This window comes from Streptomyces sp. NPDC040589 (genome assembly GCF_055594445.1).
In genome coordinates this window covers 298461-315768 of the sequence record NZ_JBVIWP010000003.1, presented here as the reverse complement: position 1 = coordinate 315768, position 17308 = coordinate 298461, and the positions used below count along the sequence as shown (strand labels likewise).

Genomic DNA, 17308 nt, shown 5'->3' with positions numbered 1-17308 from the left:
GGCATTAGCGTCGGGCCATGGTGACCTCGAGGACGACGGCGGTGTACGACGAACACGCCGATTGGTACAACGAGTTGATGTCCCCGGCGGGCAGCGACTACATCCGTCGCGTCCATGCCACCCTCGGCGACCTGCTGGGCCGCGGCGACGGAAGCACCTGCCTCGACGTGTGCTGCGGCACCGGCGCCCACGCGCCGACCGTGGCCGCCCTGGGCTGGAGCCCTGTCGGGTTCGACCTCTCCCGCAACCAGCTGCGCCACGCCTCCCACCGCCTGCCCGTGGCCGTCGCCGACGCGACCGCACTGCCCCTCGCCGACGGCTCGGTGCCCGCCGCGGTATGCGTCCTGGCCAGCACGGACGTGCCCGACTACGCCGCCGTCCTCCGCGAGATCGCCCGCGTTCTCGCCCCCGGCGGCCGCTTCGTCCATCTCGGGGTGCACCCGTGCTTCGTCGGCGCCTTCGCCGACCGCAGGGACGCGTCCAGGACGGTGATCGACGCCGGTTACACGGACCGGTCCCACACCTTCGCCTCCTGGAACACCACCGGCGTCCGCGCCCGCCTCGGCGCCTGGCACATCCCGCTGGCCGACCTGCTCAACGGGGCGGTGACAGCGGGCCTGCGCATCGAACGGACGGTGGAGGCGGGGCCGGACGGGGTGCCGGATCTGTTCGGATTCATCGGGGTGAAGGCGTAGGCCTGCCCGCCCGGTCGGCGGGCGCGAACAACGCCGACCAGCCGCACCCCCAGGGCCCGTCCGGCCCACACCCAACAACGCCGACCAGCCACACCCCCAGGCCGCCCGGCCCACACCCGACCAACGCCGACCAGCCACACCCCCAGGCCGCCCGGCCCACACCCGACCAACGCCGATCAGCCACATCCCAGCCCGTCCGGCGATTGAGGACGAGGCCGTTCAGGCCGAAGCGGGGGCCTGGGGGCGGCAGCCCCCAGCAGGCCCGGGCAGCAACACCCAGGACTAGGAAACCCGCGGCACCCCGGAGGACCCCCGCACCATCAACTCCCCCCGCACCGAAGCGATCCCCCCGGGCGGAGCCTCCTCCCGCCCCATCGCGATCCGCCCGGCCCGCGCCCCGGCCTCCGCCAACGGCAACCGCACCGTCGTGAGCGAGGGCACCGCGTCGATGCTGAAGGGGAGATCGTCGAACCCGGCCACCGACACGTCCTCCGGGATCCGCCGCCCGGAGTCGCGCAGCGCCGCGCACGCCCCCAGCGCGACGGAGTCGTTCGCGGCAACGACCGCCGTCAGCGACGGGTCACGCCGCAGCAGCTCCAGCGTCGCCTCGTAGCCGGACCTGCGGTCGTAGCGCCCGTGCACCGTCCACCGGGGGTCCTCGTCGATGCCGTGCGCGGCCAGCGCGGCCCGGTGCCCCTCCAGCCGGTGCCGGGTGGTGGTCCGCTCCTCGGGGCCCGCGATGTAGCCGAGCCGCCGGTGGCCGAGGCCGATGAGGTGCTCGGTCAGTTCCTGCCCGCCCCCGCGGTTGTCGAAGGTCAGCGCGATCGCCCCGGTCTCCGGCGCCGGCGGCCGCCCGCACAGCACCACCCGCGTCCCCGCGTCCGTGAGCTTGCGCACCTTGGTGTCCATCGCCGTCTTGTGCGCCGTGTCCTCGATCGCCCCACCGGTCAGCACCACGGCCGCCGCACGCTGCCGCTGCAGCAGCGTGAGATACGTCAGCTCCCGCTCCGGGGAGCCGCCCGTGTTGCAGACCACCGCGAGTCTCTCGCCGCCCGCGCGGCCGCCCGGGCCGCCGATCTCGGCCTGGATCGCGCTCGCCATGATCCCGAAGAACGGGTCGGCGATGTCGTTCACCAGGATCCCGACCAGGTCGGAGGTGGCGGCGGCCAGGGCGCTCGCGGGCCCGTTGAGCACATAGTCCAGCTCGTCCACGGCCTTCAGCACCCGCTCGCGGGTGGAGGCGGCGACGGGATAGTTCCCGTTCAGCACGCGCGACACCGTCGCGGGCGAGACCTGCGCGCGGGCCGCCACGTCCGCCAGGGTCACCGTCATCTCGTCGTCCTCCGGTCGCGCATCTCGTCGTCGCCCTCGTACACACCCGGAGCCATGACTACGGTTCCGAGCAGGTCGAAAGCCCTGGCCTCACCGAATCCATGGCCAAGGTTCCGACCAGACCTTAAGCCCCCAACCCCCGGTTGTTCGCCCCCTCGAACAACTCGTCCTGGTCACGGTCTTGTCCGGACCAGGGTTCAGAGGCTAGCTTCTCCGTATGTAGAAAGCGCTTGCTGCAACGCTCACCAGTGGGCGTACGCGGCGCGACGACCGCGTACGAAGGGAACGACGTGACACGCAAGACGGTGCGTATCGCCATGAACGGCGTGACCGGGCGCATGGGCTACCGCCAGCACCTGGTCCGCTCCATCCTGGCCCTGCGCGAGCAGGGCGGCCTCGACCTCGGCGACGGCACCGTGCTGTGGCCCGAGCCGATCCTGGTCGGCCGCCGCGAGCACGCGCTGAGGGCGCTGGCGGAGCGGCACGGGCTGGAGCACGTCTCGACCGACCTGGACGCGGTCCTCGCCGACGAGACCGTGGACATCTACTTCGACTCCCAGGTCACCTCCGCCCGCGAGGAGGCTCTGAAGAAGGCGATCGCGGCCGGCAAGCACATCTACACCGAGAAGCCGACCGCCACCGGCCTCGCCGGCGCCCTGGACCTGGCCCGGCTGGCGGACGAGGCCGGCATCAAGCACGGCGTCGTCCAGGACAAGCTCTTCCTCCCCGGCCTGCTGAAGCTGAAGCGCCTCATCGACGGCGGCTTCTTCGGCCGGATCCTGTCCGTGCGCGGCGAGTTCGGCTACTGGGTCTTCGAGGGCGACTGGCAGGACGCCCAGCGCCCGTCCTGGAACTACCGTGCCGAGGACGGCGGCGGCATCGTCGTCGACATGTTCCCGCACTGGGAGTACGTGCTCCACGAGCTGTTCGGCCGCGTGAAGTCCGTCCAGGCCCTCACCGCCACCCACATCCCGCAGCGCTGGGACGAGAACGGCAAGCCGTACGACGCCACCGCCGACGACGCCGCCTACGGCGTCTTCGAGCTGGAGGGCGGCGCGATCGCCCAGATCAACTCCTCCTGGGCCGTCCGCGTCAACCGCGACGAGCTGGTGGAGTTCCAGGTGGACGGTACGGAGGGCTCGGCGGTGGCGGGCTTGCGCAACTGCCGCGTCCAGCACCGCTCGGCCACCCCCAAGCCGGTCTGGAACCCGGACATCCCCGCCACGGAGGTCTTCCGCGACCAGTGGCAGGAGGTCCCGGACAACGCCGAGTTCGACAACGGCTTCAAGGCCCAGTGGGAGCTGTTCCTGCGGCACGTCTACGCGGACGCGCCCTACCACTGGGACCTGCTGGCCGGTGCCCGCGGTGTCCAGCTCGCCGAGCTGGGTCTCGCGTCCTCGGCCGAGGGCCGTCGTATCGACGTACCGGAGATCTCGCTGTGACCATCCGGCTCCCGGACGCGAGCGGGGCCTTGAGGGCGTACGAGCCCCGCCAGGAACCGCTCGCCCTCAGCACCGGTTCCCCGTTCACCTCCCGCACGGTCTTCTCGGCGGCGCACGTCGTCGCCGACCCGTTCGCGGACGTGTCCCCCGACTCGCCCGCAGCCGTCGACTGGGACGCCACCCTCGCCTTCCGCCGGCATCTGTGGTCGCACGGGCTGGGGGTCGCCGAGGCCATGGACACCGCGCAGCGCGGCATGGGCCTGGACTGGGCGGGCGCGGCGGAACTGATCCGCCGGTCGGCGGCCGAGGCCAAGTCGGTGGGGGGTCGTATCGCCTGTGGCGTGGGCACCGACCAGCTCACCGGCCCGGCGTCCCTGGCCGAGGTCCGCGCGGCCTACGAGGAGCAGCTCGCGCTCGTGGAGGAGTCCGGCGCCCAGGCCATCCTGATGGCGTCCCGGGCGCTCGCGGCGACCGCCTCCGGCCCCGGGGACTACCTGGAGGTCTACGGCCAGCTGCTCCGCCAGTCCGCCGAGCCGGTCGTGCTGCACTGGCTCGGCCCGATGTTCGACCCGGCGCTGGAGGGCTACTGGGGCTCGTCCGACCTGGACGCGGCGACGGACACCTTCCTGGAGGTGATCTCGGCCCACCCCGACAAGGTCGACGGCATCAAGGTCTCCCTGCTGGACGCCCAGCGCGAGGTCGACCTGCGCCGCCGGCTCCCCGACGGGGTCCGCTGCTACACCGGCGACGACTTCAACTACCCGGAGCTGATCGCGGGGGACGAGCAGGGCTTCAGCCACGCCCTGCTCGGCATCTTCGACCCGCTGGGTCCGCTGGCGGCGGAGGCGGTCCGGGTGCTCGACACGGGGGACGTCGCGGGCTTCCGCGCGCTCCTCGACCCGACGGTCGAGCTCTCCCGCCACCTCTTCCAGACCCCGACCCGCTTCTACAAGACGGGCGTGGTGTTCCTGGCCTGGCTGGCGGGCCACCAGTCGCACTTCACGATGGTCGGCGGCCTGCAGTCGGCCCGCTCGCTCCCGCACTTCGCGAAGGCGTACGAACTCGCCGACGGTCTCGGTCTGTTCCCCGACCCGAAGCTGGCCGAGGAGCGGATGAAGACCCTGCTGAGCGTGTACGGGGTGAACCAGTGAGCGCCGCGGAGCTGGAGCGCTTCTCCATCAACCAGATGACGGTGAAGCAGCTGTCGATGCCGGAACTGGTCGACACATGCGGCCAGTTGGGCATCCGTAACGTCGGCCTGTGGCGTGAGCCGGTCGAGTCGTACGGTCTGGAGGCCACGGCCAAGCTGGTCCGGGACGCGGGCCTGACGGTGACAACGTTGTGCCGGGGCGGCTTCTTCACGGCGATCGACCCGCGGGAGCGGGCCGAGGCCCTGGCCGACAACCGCCGCGCGATCGACGAGGCGGCGACGCTCGGCACGGACACCCTGGTCCTGGTCTCGGGCGGCCTCCCGGCCGGCTCGAAGGATCTGCACGGCGCCCGTGAACGCATCGCGGACGCGTTGGCGGAACTGGGGCCGTACGCCGAGGAACATGGCGTCCGCCTGGCCATCGAACCGCTCCACCCGATGTACGCCTCCGACCGCTGCGTGGTGTCGACGCTGGCCCAGGCCCTGGACCTGGCCGAACGGTTCCCGGCGCAGCAGGTCGGGGTCACCGTCGACACGTACCACATCTGGTGGGACGACACGGCTCCCGCGCAGATCGCCCGCGCGGGCGCGTCCGGCCGTATCCACACCTTCCAGCTCGCCGACTGGACGACTCCCCTGCCGGAGGGCGTGCTGACCGGCCGGGGCCAGATCGGCGACGGCGCGATCGACATGCGGGAGTGGCAGCGGTACGTGGAGGACGCCGGGTACACCGGCGCCATCGAAGTGGAGCTGTTCAACGACGGCTTGTGGGCACGCGACGGCCGCGAGGTGCTGGCCGAGACGGCGGCGAGGTTCGTCGAGCACACCTTGTGATCCAGCCCTGAACCGCGCTCACGCTGCCCCGCCCGGCTGTTCCGGGCGGGGCAGTGGCCGTGTGCGGGCGCCGGGGGAAACCGGACGTCAGCGCCACCCCGCCCACCAGCAGCGCGGCGGCGCACCACCGCAGCGGGCTCACCGGCTCCCCCAGGAACAGCGCCGCCGACGACATCCCGAAGACCGGGACCAGGAGGGAGAAGGGGGCCACCGTGGAGGCGGGGTGGTGGCGCAGGAGCAGGCCCCACACGCCGAAGCCGAAGACGGTCGTGATCCAGGCGACGTAGACGACCGTGCCCGCGCCCTGCCAGTCCATCGCGCGCAGTGCCGCCAGGTCACGAGGCGGGCCCTCCACGAGGAGGGAGAGGGCCAGCAGGGGCAGGACCGGGACGGTGCTCACCCAGACCATGAAGTTCAGGGAGTCGCGGGGTGCCGCCTTGCGGGTGAGGACGTTCGAGGCGCCCCAGCAGGCCGCCGCCGCGACGACCAGCGCGAAGGCGCCGAGCGGGCCCGAGGCGCCCTCGTCCACGGCCGCCACGGCGATCCCCGCCAGGGCGATCAGCATGCCCAGCAGCCGGGTGCGGGAGGGCCGTTCACCGAGGGTGAGGGCCGCGATGACCGCCGTGAAGACGGCCTGTATCTGCAGGACCAGGGACGACAGACCGGCCGGCATCCCGGCGTCCATGCCGACGAACAGCAGGCCGAACTTCGCCACGCCCAGGACCAGGCCGACCGCCACGATCCACTTCCACGCCACCTTCGGGCGGCCCACGAAGAACACCGCGGGCAGGGCCGCCGCGAGGAAGCGCAGGGCCGAGAAGAGCAGGGGCGGGAAGTGGTCCAGGCCGACCTCGATGACCGTGAAGTTGACGCCCCAGACGGCGGCGACCAGCACGGCGAGGGCGAGGTGTGTGGGGCGCATGCCGTGAGCATCGCGCCCGGCGACCGTGAAGCACCAGCGATGATTGCTGCAGAGTTGGATGAAGCATCGCTGAATCATGGAAGTGGGGAGTCCCATGCTCGACCTCCAGCGGCTGCGCGCCCTGCACGCCGTCTCCGTGCACGGCACCGTCGGGGCCGCCGCCGTCGCGCTCGGGTACACGCCCTCCGCGGTGTCCCAGCAGATCGCCAAGCTGGAGCGGGAGACGCGGACCGTGCTGCTGGAGCGGGAGGGCCGGGGTGTGCGGCTCACCGACGAGGCCCGTCAACTGGCGGCGACCGCGAAGGAGTTGCTGGCCATCGTGGAGCGGGCGGAGACCGACCTGGAGGAGCGGCGGGGGCTGCCTGCCGGGCGGCTGACCGTCGCCGCGTTCGCGTCGGCGGCGCGCGGGCTGCTGCCGGGCGTGCTGGCCGAACTGGGCCGCAGGCATCCGGCCCTGGACGCCCGGCTCACGGAGGTCGACCCGCATCTGTCGGTCGACCTCGTGGCGAAGGGAGCCGTCGACCTCGCCGTGGCGCACGACTGGGACATCGCGCCGCTGCCCGCCCCGCCGGGCGTGGAACAGGCGGTCATCGGGGACGACCTGTGCGATCTGCTCGTGCCGGAGGGGCATCCCTTCGCCGGGCGCACGGCCGTACGGCGGGAGGAGCTGGGCGGTGAGCGGTGGATCTGCCAGCCGCCGGGGCGGGTCTGCCACGACTGGCTGCTGCGGACGCTGCGCACGGCCGGGCACGAGCCGGACATCGTCCACCAGGCCGAGGAGAATCCGACGCTCGTCGCCCTCGTCGCGGCCGGGCTCGGTGTCGCGCTGATCCCGCGGCTGGGGCGCGGGGTGCTGCCCGCCGGGGTGGTGGAGGTGCCGCTCGACCCCATGCCGGTGCGGCGGCTGTACGCGCTGTGGCGGACGGGGGCGGCGCGGCGTCCGGCCATCGCGGAGACCGTGCGGGCACTGGGCGAGCAGTGGCCGAAAGTGTCGGCTCACACGCCCCGTTGAACCACTGGTTCACCCTGCGCACCGACTTCCGGAAATCCGGCCCGCGCCGGGAACCCGGTCCGGATCCGGGCCGTCCAATGCGCAGGCCTCCGGAGAGTCACCACGGTGCGGTGTCGGCCCTCGCTCCTGGCTGCGATCGCTGACCACCCTCTCCGCCGTACCGCGACCGGCGGCCCCGTCGCCACCGGCGCGCCCCCCCCTCCAACCGCGCCGGTGGCGGCCCCTGCGCGTTCCCTTGACTGGCAGAAACTTCCCGGTTATTGCTGACCTCTGGAAGTTTCCTTCAGCGGATCCCAGCGGATCATCTCCGGAAGGAGCGCACGTGCACGACACCGGCACGGGAAGCACGGGAAGCACCGCACAGCCCTCCAGACGCACCGTTCTCGCCGCCACGGCCGGGGTCACCGCCGGTCTCGCGGCCGCCGGGCCCTCGTACGCCTCCGGCTCCTCCGGCTCTCCGGACGACACGCGACTGCGCGCTCACGTCTCGCGGATGACGCTGGAGGAGAAGGTCGGCCAGCTCTTCGTGATGCGGGTCTACGGCCACTCCGCCACCGCCCCCGACCAGGCCGACATCGACGCCAACCTCAAGGAGATCGGGGTCCGTACGGCCGCCGAACTGGTCGCGAGGTACCGGGTCGGCGGCATCATCTACTTCGCCTGGGCGCACAACACCCGTGAGCCGCACCAGATCGCCGACCTGTCCAACGGCATCCAGCGGGCCTCCCTGGGACTGCCCCGCGGGCTGCCGGTGCTCATCTCCACCGACCAGGAGCACGGGATCGTCGCCCGGGTGGGGAAGCCCGCGACGCTCTTCCCGGGGGCCATGGCCGTCGGCGCGGGCCGGTCGCGGTCCGACGCGCGGGCGCTCGGCCGGATCGCGGGCGCCGAGTTGCGGGCGATGGGGATCCGGCAGGACTACTCCCCCGTGGCCGACGTGAACGTCAACCCGGCCAACCCGGTCATCGGCGTACGGTCCTTCGGCGCCGACCCGCGGGCCGTTGCGGCGCTGGTGGCCGCCGAGGTCGCCGGGTACCAGGGCTCCGGGGTCGCCGCGACCGCCAAGCACTTCCCCGGGCACGGGGACACCAACGTCGACAGCCACACCGGCTTCCCCACCATCACGCACAGCCGGGAGCTGTGGGAGAAGCTGGACGCACCACCCTTCCGGGCGGCCATCGCCGCCGGCATCGACTCGATCATGACCGCCCATCTGATGGTCCCGGCCCTCGACGACTCCGGCGACCCGGCCACCCTCTCCCGCCCCATCCTCACCGGCATCCTGCGCGAGCGGCTCGGCTACGACGGGGTCGTGGTCACCGACTCCCTCGGCATGGAGGGCGTACGGACCAAGTACGGCGACGCCCGGGTGCCGGTGCTCGCGCTGAAGGCGGGCGTGGACCAGCTGCTCAACCCGCCGGATCTGGACCTGGCCTGGAACGCCGTCCTGACAGCCGTGCGTGAGGGCGAGCTGACGGAGGCTCGGCTCGACGAATCGATCCTGCGGGTGCTGCGGCTGAAGGCGAAGCTCGGGCTGTTTCGTTCTCCGTACGTCAGTCAGGGCGGCGTCGACCGGACCGTCGGCATCCGCACGCACCTGAAGACGGCCGACCGGATCGCCGAGCGGACGACCACGCTGCTCGTCAACGAGGGCCGGCTGCTGCCGCTGTCCCGGCGCCGCCACCCCAAGGTGCTCGTCGTCGGAGCCGATCCGGCCTCGCCGTCGGGGACGACCGGCCCGCCCACGGGAGTGCTCGCCGGCGCGCTGTCGGAACTCGGCTTCACCGCCACCGCCCTGTCGACCGGCACCGCCCCCTCAGCGGCGACCATCGCCAAGGCGGTAGCGGCCGCCCGGGACGCGGACGCCGTGGTGGCGGCGACCTACAACGTCACGGCGGGCAGCAGCCAGAAGGCGCTGGTCGAGCAGCTCGTGGCGACCGGGAGGCCGGTCGTGGCGGTCGCGATCCGCAATCCCTACGACGTGGCCCAGCTGCCGTCCGCCCCGGCCTGCCTCGCCGCCTACTCCTGGACGGACGTCGAACTGCGGGCCGCCGCACGGGTGATCGCGGGCCGGGTGAAACCACGCGGGAAACTGCCGGTCGCCGTACAGCGGGCGGATGATCCGGAGCAGGTGCTGTACCCGGTCGGGCACGGTCTGTCGTACTAGACATACGCTACGGACCGGGCGCACCACCCCCAACGTGCGCAAACCGCCCCATGTGCCTGGCGTGCGCCCTTGATCGCGGTCACGCTGGGTCAGGGCCCCCAGGGCCCTGAGCACTCAGGGGGACGGCAATGCGCAAGACGGGTTCGGCGGGGGTGATGGGCGGGCTGCTCCTGCTGGTCGCGCTGCTGGCCGGGTGTCAGAGTCCGTCGGCGGGTGTGGCGGAGGACGGCCGGCTGGGCGAACCGGCGACGAGGACGGAGACGGGTACGAGTGTCGCGGTCTCGCCGTCGGCGACCCGGCCTTCCGGGTACGGGGCGGTGTTCCTCGCGGTCGACGAGTGCAGTTCGTTCGGCACGACGAGCTTCACCGAGGTGCCGTGCGCCGGTGAGCGGGCGGCGGCACGGGTCGTGGCGCGGCACGACGGCGCGGTGCGTGACGGGCCACGCTGCCCGGCGACCACGGACTTCGTGCTGCACATCAGCGAGCAGCGGCCCGCGTCCGACGAGGACGGCGACGGGGCGGTGCCGCGCGGCTACGCCTGTATGCGCAACCTCCAGCCGCCGCACCCGGGCGACCCGGGCGGCGGGGGCGGGCCGCGCACCGTCGTCGGCGACTGCGTCTACAGCTCCGGCGACGGGCAGGTCCGCGAGACCGCGTGCGACGGGACGGGCGAGCGGGAGCCGGAGTACCGGGTGACCCGGGCGGTCTCCGGACGGGCCGACTGTCCCGGCTCGACCGCGCTGTACGTCCGGCTCGGCGGCGATCGGCCCGTGGGGTGTGCCCGGCCGCTGTGAGCGACGGCCGGGCGCACCTCACCGCGTTACGGCCGCAGCGTCATCTCCCGCCGCGTGTCCCGCTTGTCGAGCTTGGCGTCGAACTTCGCCAGCGGCTTCGCCGCCTGCGGGTCGGCCTGCACCGCGCCGGAGGCGACGCCGGCCCAGTCGAGGATGCGGGCGGTGGCGAGGGCCTTCTGCTCGGGCACGAGGCCCGCGACGTTGGCCCCGTGGTTCATGCCCGGAGCGGTCATGACGTAGGAGTCCTTCGCGCCCTTGCCGACGTGGAACGGCTCGGCGCCCCACGGGTCGTTCTCGCCGTAGACGAAGAGCATCTGCCGGGCGTTGTGCCGGACCCAGGTGTCGACGTCCCGCATCGCCCCCGGCTGGAACTTCATGGGGATGTCACGCGGGACGAAGTCGCGGGGCGGCTGGTAGCCGTAGCGGATGTACTTCTTCTCGATGTGCGGGAAGCGGATCGTCGGCGCGCCGAGCTGCGTGCCGGCCTGGTAGTAGTACGGCGTGTAGGTCGCCAGGCCCTGGTCGGCGTAGGCGGAGAAGCCGGAGATCGTGTCGACGGAGTCCCAGATCTCGTCGTCGGTGGCGTTCTTGGCGTCGGCCGGGATCTGGTCGCAGTCCTTCAGCAGGCTGTACTGCCAGTAGCCCCACACGTAGTCGAGGACGGTGGCCTCGTAGGCCTTGTCCAGGCTGCCGATGGTCTCGAAGGTGAGGTCGTTGTCCTGCGCGTAGGCCGCGTACTTCTTCTCCAGCGGCTCGCGGCGGACCAGTGCCTCGCGCTGCACGGCGTTCAGCCGGTCGCGGCACTCCTTGGTGCCGACGCGCGCGAAGAAGCGGTCGTAGGCCGCGTCCTGGTTGTTCACGACGTCGTTGGGGGCGACGTACGCGACGACGCCGTCCATGTCGCGCGGGTAGAAGCGCTCGTAGTAGGTGGCGGTCATGCCACCCTTCGAACCGCCTGTGGAGAGCCACTTCTTGCCGTAGACGCTCTTCAGGGCCTTGAAGACCCGGTGCTGGTCGCTGGCCGCCTGCCAGATGTCCAGCTTGGACCAGTTCGCCGGGTCGGGGCGGGACGGGGTGAAGAAGCGGTACTCCAGGGAGACCTGGTTGCCGTCCACGATCTGGGTGGGCTCGCTGCGGCGGGGCGTGGTGGAGACGTTGTAGCCGCTGGTGAAGAAGACCGTCGGGCGGGAGACGTCCTTGTGCAGCACGGTGATGCGCTGCTGGAACGTGCCCTTGGACGGCTTCCGGTGGTCGACCGGCTGGGTGTAGTTCAGGACGAAGAAGCGGTAGCCGGTGTACGGCTTCTCCTCGACCAGGCTCATGCCCGGTACGGAGAGCAGCCTCTCCTTGATGTCAGTGGTGCTGCCGGTGCCGGTGGCCTCCGGCTCGGCGGCGGTGGCCGCTGACGCCGTGCCCAGTGTGCCTATGAGCACCGTGAGCGCCAGCAGCCATCTGAGCGCCTTGCGCATGCGCACTCCCCTGTGAGACAGATGTGCGCCGGAAGCTAGCGGACCAACTCACCGGAGCACCAGGGGACATAGGGAAAACCCTGTGCGCGGGCGGGGAATCAGCACAGGATCCAGCCGGTGCTGACGGACTTGGGGCCGACCCTTCCCTTGAGCCAGACGCAGCGGCGCCCGGCGTGCACGGTGACCGGGCCGGCGAGGTAGGAGTACCGTCCCTCGTCGACGACCGGCCGGTTGCCGCGCGCCTGCACGCTCACCGACATCTTCTTCTTCACGCCGGGCTTCTTGGTCACGGTCACGGCGCAGACGTAGCCGCCGCGCTTGTAGACGTACACGGTTCCGGTGGAGAACGGCAGGGTGCGGACCTTGCGGCCGGGACAGGACGCGGTGGTGGCGGCCTGCGCCTCGCCCGGCGCCGCCACGGCGAGCAAGCCGGAGGCGGTCAGCACGGCCAGGCCGAGCGCGAGCCGCCGGCGTATCGCTCCACTGTCCACTGTTGTCCTCCCGTACCGCATCGTGCGCGACCATCGGCGTATGGCTGTACGGACGCATGACGTATGTCGGACGGTTGCACGACCGTCACCGACACACCGCTCCGGCCCCGTCAGCGGGACGCGCCGACCGGCTCCTCCGGCTCGGCGGTGCCGATGAACGTCCGCCACAGGTCGGCGTACCGGCCGCCGCGCGCGAGCAGCTCCTCGTGCGTGCCGTCCTCGGCGACCCCGCCGTGGTCCATGACGACGACCCGGTCGGCGCGGGCGGCGGTGGTGAGGCGGTGGGCGACGACGAGGGTGGTGCGGCGGCCTGCCAGGCGGTCGGTGGCCTGGTTGACCTGGGCCTCCGTGGCCAGGTCCAGCGCGGCCGTCGCCTCGTCGAGCAGCAGGACGTCCGGGTCGACCAGCTCGGCACGGGCCAGGGCGATCAGCTGCCGCTGACCGGCGGACAGGTTGCGGCCTCGCTCGGCGACCTCGTGGAGATAGCCGCCGTCCAGCGTGGCGATCATGTCGTGCGCGCCGACCGCGCGGGCCGCCGCCTCGACCTCGGCGTCGGTGGCGTCCGGTCGGCCGTAGGCGATGGCGTCACGGACGGTGCCCTGGAAGAGGTAAGCCTCCTGCGGGACGACCCCCAGACGGTGCCGGTACGAGGTGAGGTCCAGGGAGCGCAGATCGGTGCCGTCGACGGTGACCCGGCCGCCGGTGGGGTCGTAGAAGCGGGCCACGAGCTTGACCAGGGTCGACTTCCCGGCGCCGGTCTCGCCGACGAAGGCGACGGTCTGCCCGGCGGGGATGCGCAGGTCGACTCCGCCAAGGGCTTCTTCGTCGTCGCCATAGGCGAAGTGCACGTCCTCGAAGGCGATCTCGCCCCGCAGGGACAGCACTTCCAGGGGTTCGTCCGCGGACTTCGTCGACGTCGGCTCCTGGAGCAGCTCCTGGATGCGGCCCAGCGAGACGGTCGCCTGCTGGTAGCCGTCGAAGACCTGGGACAGCTGCTGCACGGGCGCGAAGAACAGGTCGATGTAGAGCAGGTACGCCACCAGCGAGCCGATCGCCAGCGTGCCGTTGTCTACCCGGGCGCCGCCCACGATCAGCACGGCCGCCGCCGCCACCGACGACAGGAACTGCACGAAGGGGAAGTAGATCGAGATCAGCCACTGGCCCCGGATACGGGCCTGGCGGTAGTCGGCGCTGCGCTCGGCGAACCGCCGCCCGCCGTCCCGCTCGCGCCGGAACGCCTGCACGATCCGCAGCCCCGACACCGACTCCTGGAGGTCGGCGTTGACCACCGACACCCGCTCACGGGCCAGCTCGTACGCCTTCACACTCGCCCGGCGGAAGAAGAACGTGGCGATGATCAGCGGCGGCAGCGTCGCGAAGACGACCAGCGCGAGCTCCACGTCGATCACCAGCAGGGCGACCATGATGCCGAAGAAGGTGACGACCGAGACGAAGGCCGTGACCAGGCCCGTCTGGAGGAACGTCGACAGCGCGTCGACGTCGGTCGTCATCCGGGTCATGATCCGGCCGGTCAGCTCCCGCTCGTAGTAGTCGAGCCCGAGGCGCTGGAGCTGGGCGAAGATCTTCAGGCGGAGCGAGTACAGGACCCGCTCCCCCGTCCGTCCGGTCATCCGGGTCTCGCCGATCTGCGCCGCCCACTGCACGACCACCGTGAGCAGCCCGAGCAGGGCGGCCGCCCAGACGGCGCCGAGCGCGGCCTGGGTGACGCCGGAGTCGATGCCGTGCCGGATCAGCACGGGCAGCAGCAGGCCCATGCCCGCGTCGGTGGCGACCAGGGCGAGGCTGACCAGCAGCGGCAGCCCGAAGCCGCGCAGCAGCCGGCGCAGGCCGTAGGACTCCTCCGGCTGGACGGCCCGCGACTCGTCGATGTCGGGGACGTCGGTGGCCGGGGGCAGCGCCTCGACCTGGGCGAGCAGCTCCGGGGTGGCGGGGCTCTCGGCGAGGGCGAGGTCCTTGCGCTCGCGGTCGCCGGTCCACAGCCGTGGCGTGACCCCGCGCTCGGCGTCGAACTCCGCGTCCAGCTCGTCCCGGACGGAGGTGTCCTCCTGGGGACAGGCCGGCGGGGTGTGGCCCGGGGAGACCGCGCCCAGCTCGTCGGGGTCGGTGAGCAGCCGCCGGTAGAGGGCGGAGCGGCGCTGGAGCTCGTCGTGGGTGCCGATGTCCGCGAGGCGGCCGCCGTCCAGGACGGCGATGCGGTCGGCGAGGTTCAGGGTGGAGCGGCGGTGGGCGATCAGCAGGGTCGTACGGCCCCGCATGACGCCCTTCAGCGCCTCGTGGATCTCGTGCTCGACCCGGGCGTCCACGGCGGAGGTGGCGTCGTCCAGGACCAGCAGGCGCGGGTCGGTGAGGATCGCGCGGGCCAGGGCGACGCGCTGGCGCTGGCCGCCGGAGAGGGTGAGGCCGTGCTCGCCGACGGTGGTGTCGTAGCCGTCGGGGAGTTCCCTGATGAAACGGTCCGCCTGGGCGGCTCGGGCGGCCTTCTCGATCTCCTCCTGGGTGGCGTCCGGGCGGCCGTAGGCGATGTTGTCGCGGACCGTGTCGGAGAAGAGGAACGAGTCCTCCGGGACCAGCCCTATCGCGGACCGCAGCGACTGAAGGCTCAGCTCGCGCACATCGTGGCCGCCGACCAGGACGGCACCGCGGGTGGCGTCGTAGAAGCGCGGCAGGAGGAGGGAGACGGTGGACTTGCCGGAGCCGGAGGAGCCGACGACGGCGAGGGTCTCGCCGGGGCGGATCTCGAAGGAGAGCCCGTCCAGGACGGGGCGGTCGGCTTCATAACCGAAGGAGACGTCGTCGAACTCGACTGTCGCGGGGGCGTCGGCGGGGAGGTCCTTGGAGCCGTCCTGGAGCGAGGGCTCGGTGTCGATCAGCTCCAGGACCCGCTCGGTACCGGCCCGGGCCTGCTGGCCGACGGTGAGGACCACGGCGAGCATGCGGACCGGGCCGACCAGCTGGGCGAGGTAGGTCGAGAAGGCGACGAACGTGCCGAGCGTGATGTGCCCGCGTACCGCCAGCCAGCCGCCGAGCGCCAGCATCGCGACCTGGCCGAGGGCGGGGACGGCCTGGAGGGCCGGGGTGTAGACCGAGTTCAGGCGGACCGTGCGCAGCCGGCCGGCGAAGAGCCTGCGGCCGACCTCCCTGAGCTTGCCCGTCTCCTGCTCCTCCTGCCCGAAGCCCTTCACCACGCGCACGCCGCTGACGGCCCCGTCGACCACGCCCGCGACGGCGGCGGCCTGGGCCTGGGCGTACCAGGTGGAGGGGTGCAGCCGGGTACGGCTGCGCTTCGCGATGTAGGCGAGGGCGGGGGCGACGGCCAGGGCGACGAGGGTGAGCGGCCAGGACAGCCAGGCCATGATCACCAGGGAGATCAGGAAGAGCAGGAAGTTCCCGATGGTCATCGGGAGCATGAAGAGCAGGCCCTGGATCAGCTGGAGGTCGCTGGTGGCCCGGCCGACGACCTGGCCGGTGGACAGCTCGTCCTGGCGGCGGCCGTCGAGCCGGGTGATCGTGCCGTACATCTCCGTGCGCAGGTCGTGCTGGACGTCGAGGGCGAGGCGGCCGCCGTAGTAGCGGCGGATGTAGGTGAGGACGTAGACGACCAGGGCGGCGGCGATGAGGAGGCCGGCCCAGGTGGTCATGTCCCTGGTGTGGTCGCTGATGACGTCGTCGATGATCACCTTGGTGATCAGGGGGACGAGGGCCATGACGGCCATGCCCGCCAGGGAGGAGCCGAGGGCGAGTACGACGTCCTTCGGGTGGCGCCATGCGTAGGCCCACAGTCGTCGTGCCCATCCCCGTTTCGGTGTCACACCGGTGCCTTCCAGTCGTCCTGAGCTGCCGGAAGACACCAACGCGGTTGGGTGCGGATTTCATCCCGCCGTGGAGGGATCGGCTGTTCTTCGGGTGCGGCGGTGTGGGGGTTGATCGCGCAGTTCCCCGCGCCTCTAAAGGAAGGGCGTTAGCCCTACCCGCAAGTAATAGAAGCGGGTCGTCTGGGTCGGGTTCTGGTTGTCGTCGCTGGCCAGGAGGACCTTCAGGGTGTTCTTCGTGCGGGTCGTGATCACCATGGCCTCGATGTTGTCGAGGAGGGGGTTCGGCTGGGGTTGCTTGGCCGTCGCACCCAGAGTGGGGCAGGTGGCGAGGTGGGTGAGCAGGGTCTTCTTCATGGCGTGGCGAGGGTCGGCCAGGTAGAGGCGGACCGTGTTGCCGACGCCGGAGGTGAAGCCGCGTTCCAGGACCAGGAGGCGGGCGTCCGGGGTGGCCTGGATCTCGGAGACGCCGAGGCCGGGGTCCGTGCGGTAGGCGTACTGGCGCCCGAGCCGGAAGTGGCCCCGGTGGCGGTCCCAGGTCTGGAAGCGGACCGTGTCGGCGCTGTCGCCGGAGAGCGGGTACTCCATGGAGGCGACCAGGGTGCGACCGCCGGGCAGCAGGGTCAGGCCCTCGAACGTGCCGTTGGGCCGGGCGCGGCCCGCCGGGGTCACGCGCAGGTCGTCCGGGACCGGGAGACGGTCGAGGATCGTGCCGGTGCGGGAGTAGCGGCGGATGGAGGGCTCGGTCTCCGAGGTGACCAGGCGGGTGCCGTCCCGGTCGACGACCAGGCCCTCGGAGTCCAGCGCGGTCCCGGTCTCGTCGGCGAGCGGGAGGACGGAGCGCGGCTTCAGCGTCCTCGCGTCCAGGCGGAACAGCGACGAGCGGTCGGACAGGGCGGCCAGTGAGCCGTCGCTGTCGACGGCGAGCGCGGAGAAATTGCCGACGAAGGTGTCCTCGTACGTCGTCTTGTCGAGCGCGTCGGAGAAGCGGTCGATGGAGACGGACGGCGAGCAGGCGTGCGAGGTCTGCGAGGTGTGCGAGGTGTATGCCTGGGCGGGGCCGGCGGCAGTCAGGCAGGTGGCCGCCGTCAGGCCTGCGGTGAGGAGGGCGAGACGGGTTCTCAGGGGCATGGGCGTCACCGTAGGGCGGGCCGGTGACGCCGGGTAGGC

The 17308-nt window shown here is 72.0% G+C and carries 13 protein-coding genes; 7 read left to right on the top strand and 6 right to left on the bottom strand.

All coding sequences use genetic code 11. From position 1 onward, the window contains the following. The first annotated feature begins 17 nt into the window (after window positions 1-17). Window positions 18-695: a class I SAM-dependent methyltransferase gene (locus ACZ58V_RS13970; protein ID WP_471290156.1), complete on the top strand. Its 678-nt coding sequence runs from the start codon at window positions 18-20 to the stop codon at window positions 693-695. A 282-nt stretch (window positions 696-977) separates the two neighbouring features. Here ACZ58V_RS13970 and ACZ58V_RS13965 read toward each other — a convergent pair whose 3' ends face one another. After that, the gene (locus tag ACZ58V_RS13965) at window positions 978-2027 is read right to left on the bottom strand and encodes a LacI family DNA-binding transcriptional regulator (RefSeq protein WP_471290154.1); all 1050 of its coding nucleotides are present in this window, start codon (window positions 2025-2027) and stop codon (window positions 978-980) included. 290 nt (window positions 2028-2317) lie between these two features. On the opposite strand from ACZ58V_RS13965, the gene ACZ58V_RS13960 reads away from it, so the two are divergent. The 3 genes from ACZ58V_RS13960 to ACZ58V_RS13950 are packed head-to-tail and all read left to right on the top strand — an operon-like array spanning window position 2318 to window position 5453. Continuing rightward, a complete protein-coding gene (locus ACZ58V_RS13960) occupies window positions 2318-3469 on the top strand; it encodes a Gfo/Idh/MocA family protein (protein ID WP_215121241.1) in 1152 nt (383 codons plus the stop codon). Beyond that, on the top strand, window positions 3466-4620 hold the full coding sequence (locus ACZ58V_RS13955) for a dihydrodipicolinate synthase family protein (protein ID WP_471290152.1): 1155 nt from the start codon (window positions 3466-3468) through the stop codon (window positions 4618-4620). The genes ACZ58V_RS13960 and ACZ58V_RS13955 overlap by 4 nt, the downstream gene beginning before the upstream one ends. Beyond that, window positions 4617-5453: a sugar phosphate isomerase/epimerase family protein gene (locus ACZ58V_RS13950; RefSeq protein WP_471290150.1), complete on the top strand. Its 837-nt coding sequence runs from the start codon at window positions 4617-4619 to the stop codon at window positions 5451-5453. The genes ACZ58V_RS13955 and ACZ58V_RS13950 overlap by 4 nt, the downstream gene beginning before the upstream one ends. On the opposite strand, the gene ACZ58V_RS13945 is transcribed toward ACZ58V_RS13950, so the two are convergent. Beyond that, window positions 5374-6375 (bottom strand): EamA family transporter, encoded by a 1002-nt coding sequence (locus tag ACZ58V_RS13945; protein ID WP_471290148.1) that lies wholly within the window; start codon window positions 6373-6375, stop codon window positions 5374-5376. The two genes, ACZ58V_RS13950 and ACZ58V_RS13945, sit on opposite strands and share 80 nt — an antisense overlap. Window positions 6376-6469: 94 nt before the next feature. Between ACZ58V_RS13945 and ACZ58V_RS13940 the strand changes: the two genes are divergently transcribed. From ACZ58V_RS13940 to ACZ58V_RS13930, 3 genes are all read left to right on the top strand, one after another. Next, window positions 6470-7387 carry a LysR family transcriptional regulator gene (locus tag ACZ58V_RS13940; protein ID WP_468190055.1) on the top strand — a complete coding sequence of 306 codons (918 nt, stop codon included), beginning with the start codon at window positions 6470-6472 and terminating at the stop codon, window positions 7385-7387. A 322-nt stretch (window positions 7388-7709) separates the two neighbouring features. Beyond that, window positions 7710-9554: a glycoside hydrolase family 3 protein gene (locus tag ACZ58V_RS13935; RefSeq protein WP_468190057.1), complete on the top strand. Its 1845-nt coding sequence runs from the start codon at window positions 7710-7712 to the stop codon at window positions 9552-9554. Between the two features lie 128 nt (window positions 9555-9682). Then, the gene (locus ACZ58V_RS13930) at window positions 9683-10348 is read left to right on the top strand and encodes a hypothetical protein (protein ID WP_468190059.1); all 666 of its coding nucleotides are present in this window, start codon (window positions 9683-9685) and stop codon (window positions 10346-10348) included. 26 nt (window positions 10349-10374) lie between these two features. Here the strand turns inward: ACZ58V_RS13930 and ACZ58V_RS13925 are convergent, their stop codons facing one another. The 4 genes from ACZ58V_RS13925 to ACZ58V_RS13910 form a co-directional block, all read right to left on the bottom strand. Further along, complete coding sequence (locus ACZ58V_RS13925) at window positions 10375-11817, bottom strand: S28 family serine protease (protein ID WP_471290145.1); 1443 nt, start codon at window positions 11815-11817, stop codon at window positions 10375-10377. Window positions 11818-11915: 98 nt separating this feature from the next. Then, window positions 11916-12308, bottom strand: coding sequence for a hypothetical protein (locus tag ACZ58V_RS13920; protein WP_468190063.1), 393 nt, complete (start codon window positions 12306-12308; stop codon window positions 11916-11918). 110 nt (window positions 12309-12418) lie between these two features. Then, on the bottom strand, window positions 12419-16138 hold the full coding sequence (locus ACZ58V_RS13915) for an ABC transporter ATP-binding protein (protein WP_471290144.1): 3720 nt from the start codon (window positions 16136-16138) through the stop codon (window positions 12419-12421). A 135-nt stretch (window positions 16139-16273) separates the two neighbouring features. Further along, window positions 16274-17269, bottom strand: coding sequence for an esterase-like activity of phytase family protein (locus ACZ58V_RS13910; RefSeq protein WP_471290142.1), 996 nt, complete (start codon window positions 17267-17269; stop codon window positions 16274-16276). Window positions 17270-17308: the final 39 nt, after the last annotated feature.

Bases quoted from the DNA above. Each gene is read 5' to 3' on its own strand.
- ACZ58V_RS13940 (WP_468190055.1), top strand. From the start codon at position 6,470: ATGCTCGACCTCCAGCGGCTGCGCGCCCTGCACGCCGTCTCCGTGCAC.
- ACZ58V_RS13945 (WP_471290148.1), bottom strand. From the start codon at position 6,375: ATGCGCCCCACACACCTCGCCCTCGCCGTGCTGGTCGCCGCCGTCTGG.
- ACZ58V_RS13930 (WP_468190059.1), top strand. From the start codon at position 9,683: ATGCGCAAGACGGGTTCGGCGGGGGTGATGGGCGGGCTGCTCCTGCTG.
- ACZ58V_RS13925 (WP_471290145.1), bottom strand. From the start codon at position 11,817: ATGCGCAAGGCGCTCAGATGGCTGCTGGCGCTCACGGTGCTCATAGGC.
- ACZ58V_RS13910 (WP_471290142.1), bottom strand. From the start codon at position 17,269: ATGCCCCTGAGAACCCGTCTCGCCCTCCTCACCGCAGGCCTGACGGCG.
- ACZ58V_RS13965 (WP_471290154.1), bottom strand. From the start codon at position 2,027: ATGACGGTGACCCTGGCGGACGTGGCGGCCCGCGCGCAGGTCTCGCCC.
- ACZ58V_RS13970 (WP_471290156.1), top strand. From the start codon at position 18: ATGGTGACCTCGAGGACGACGGCGGTGTACGACGAACACGCCGATTGG.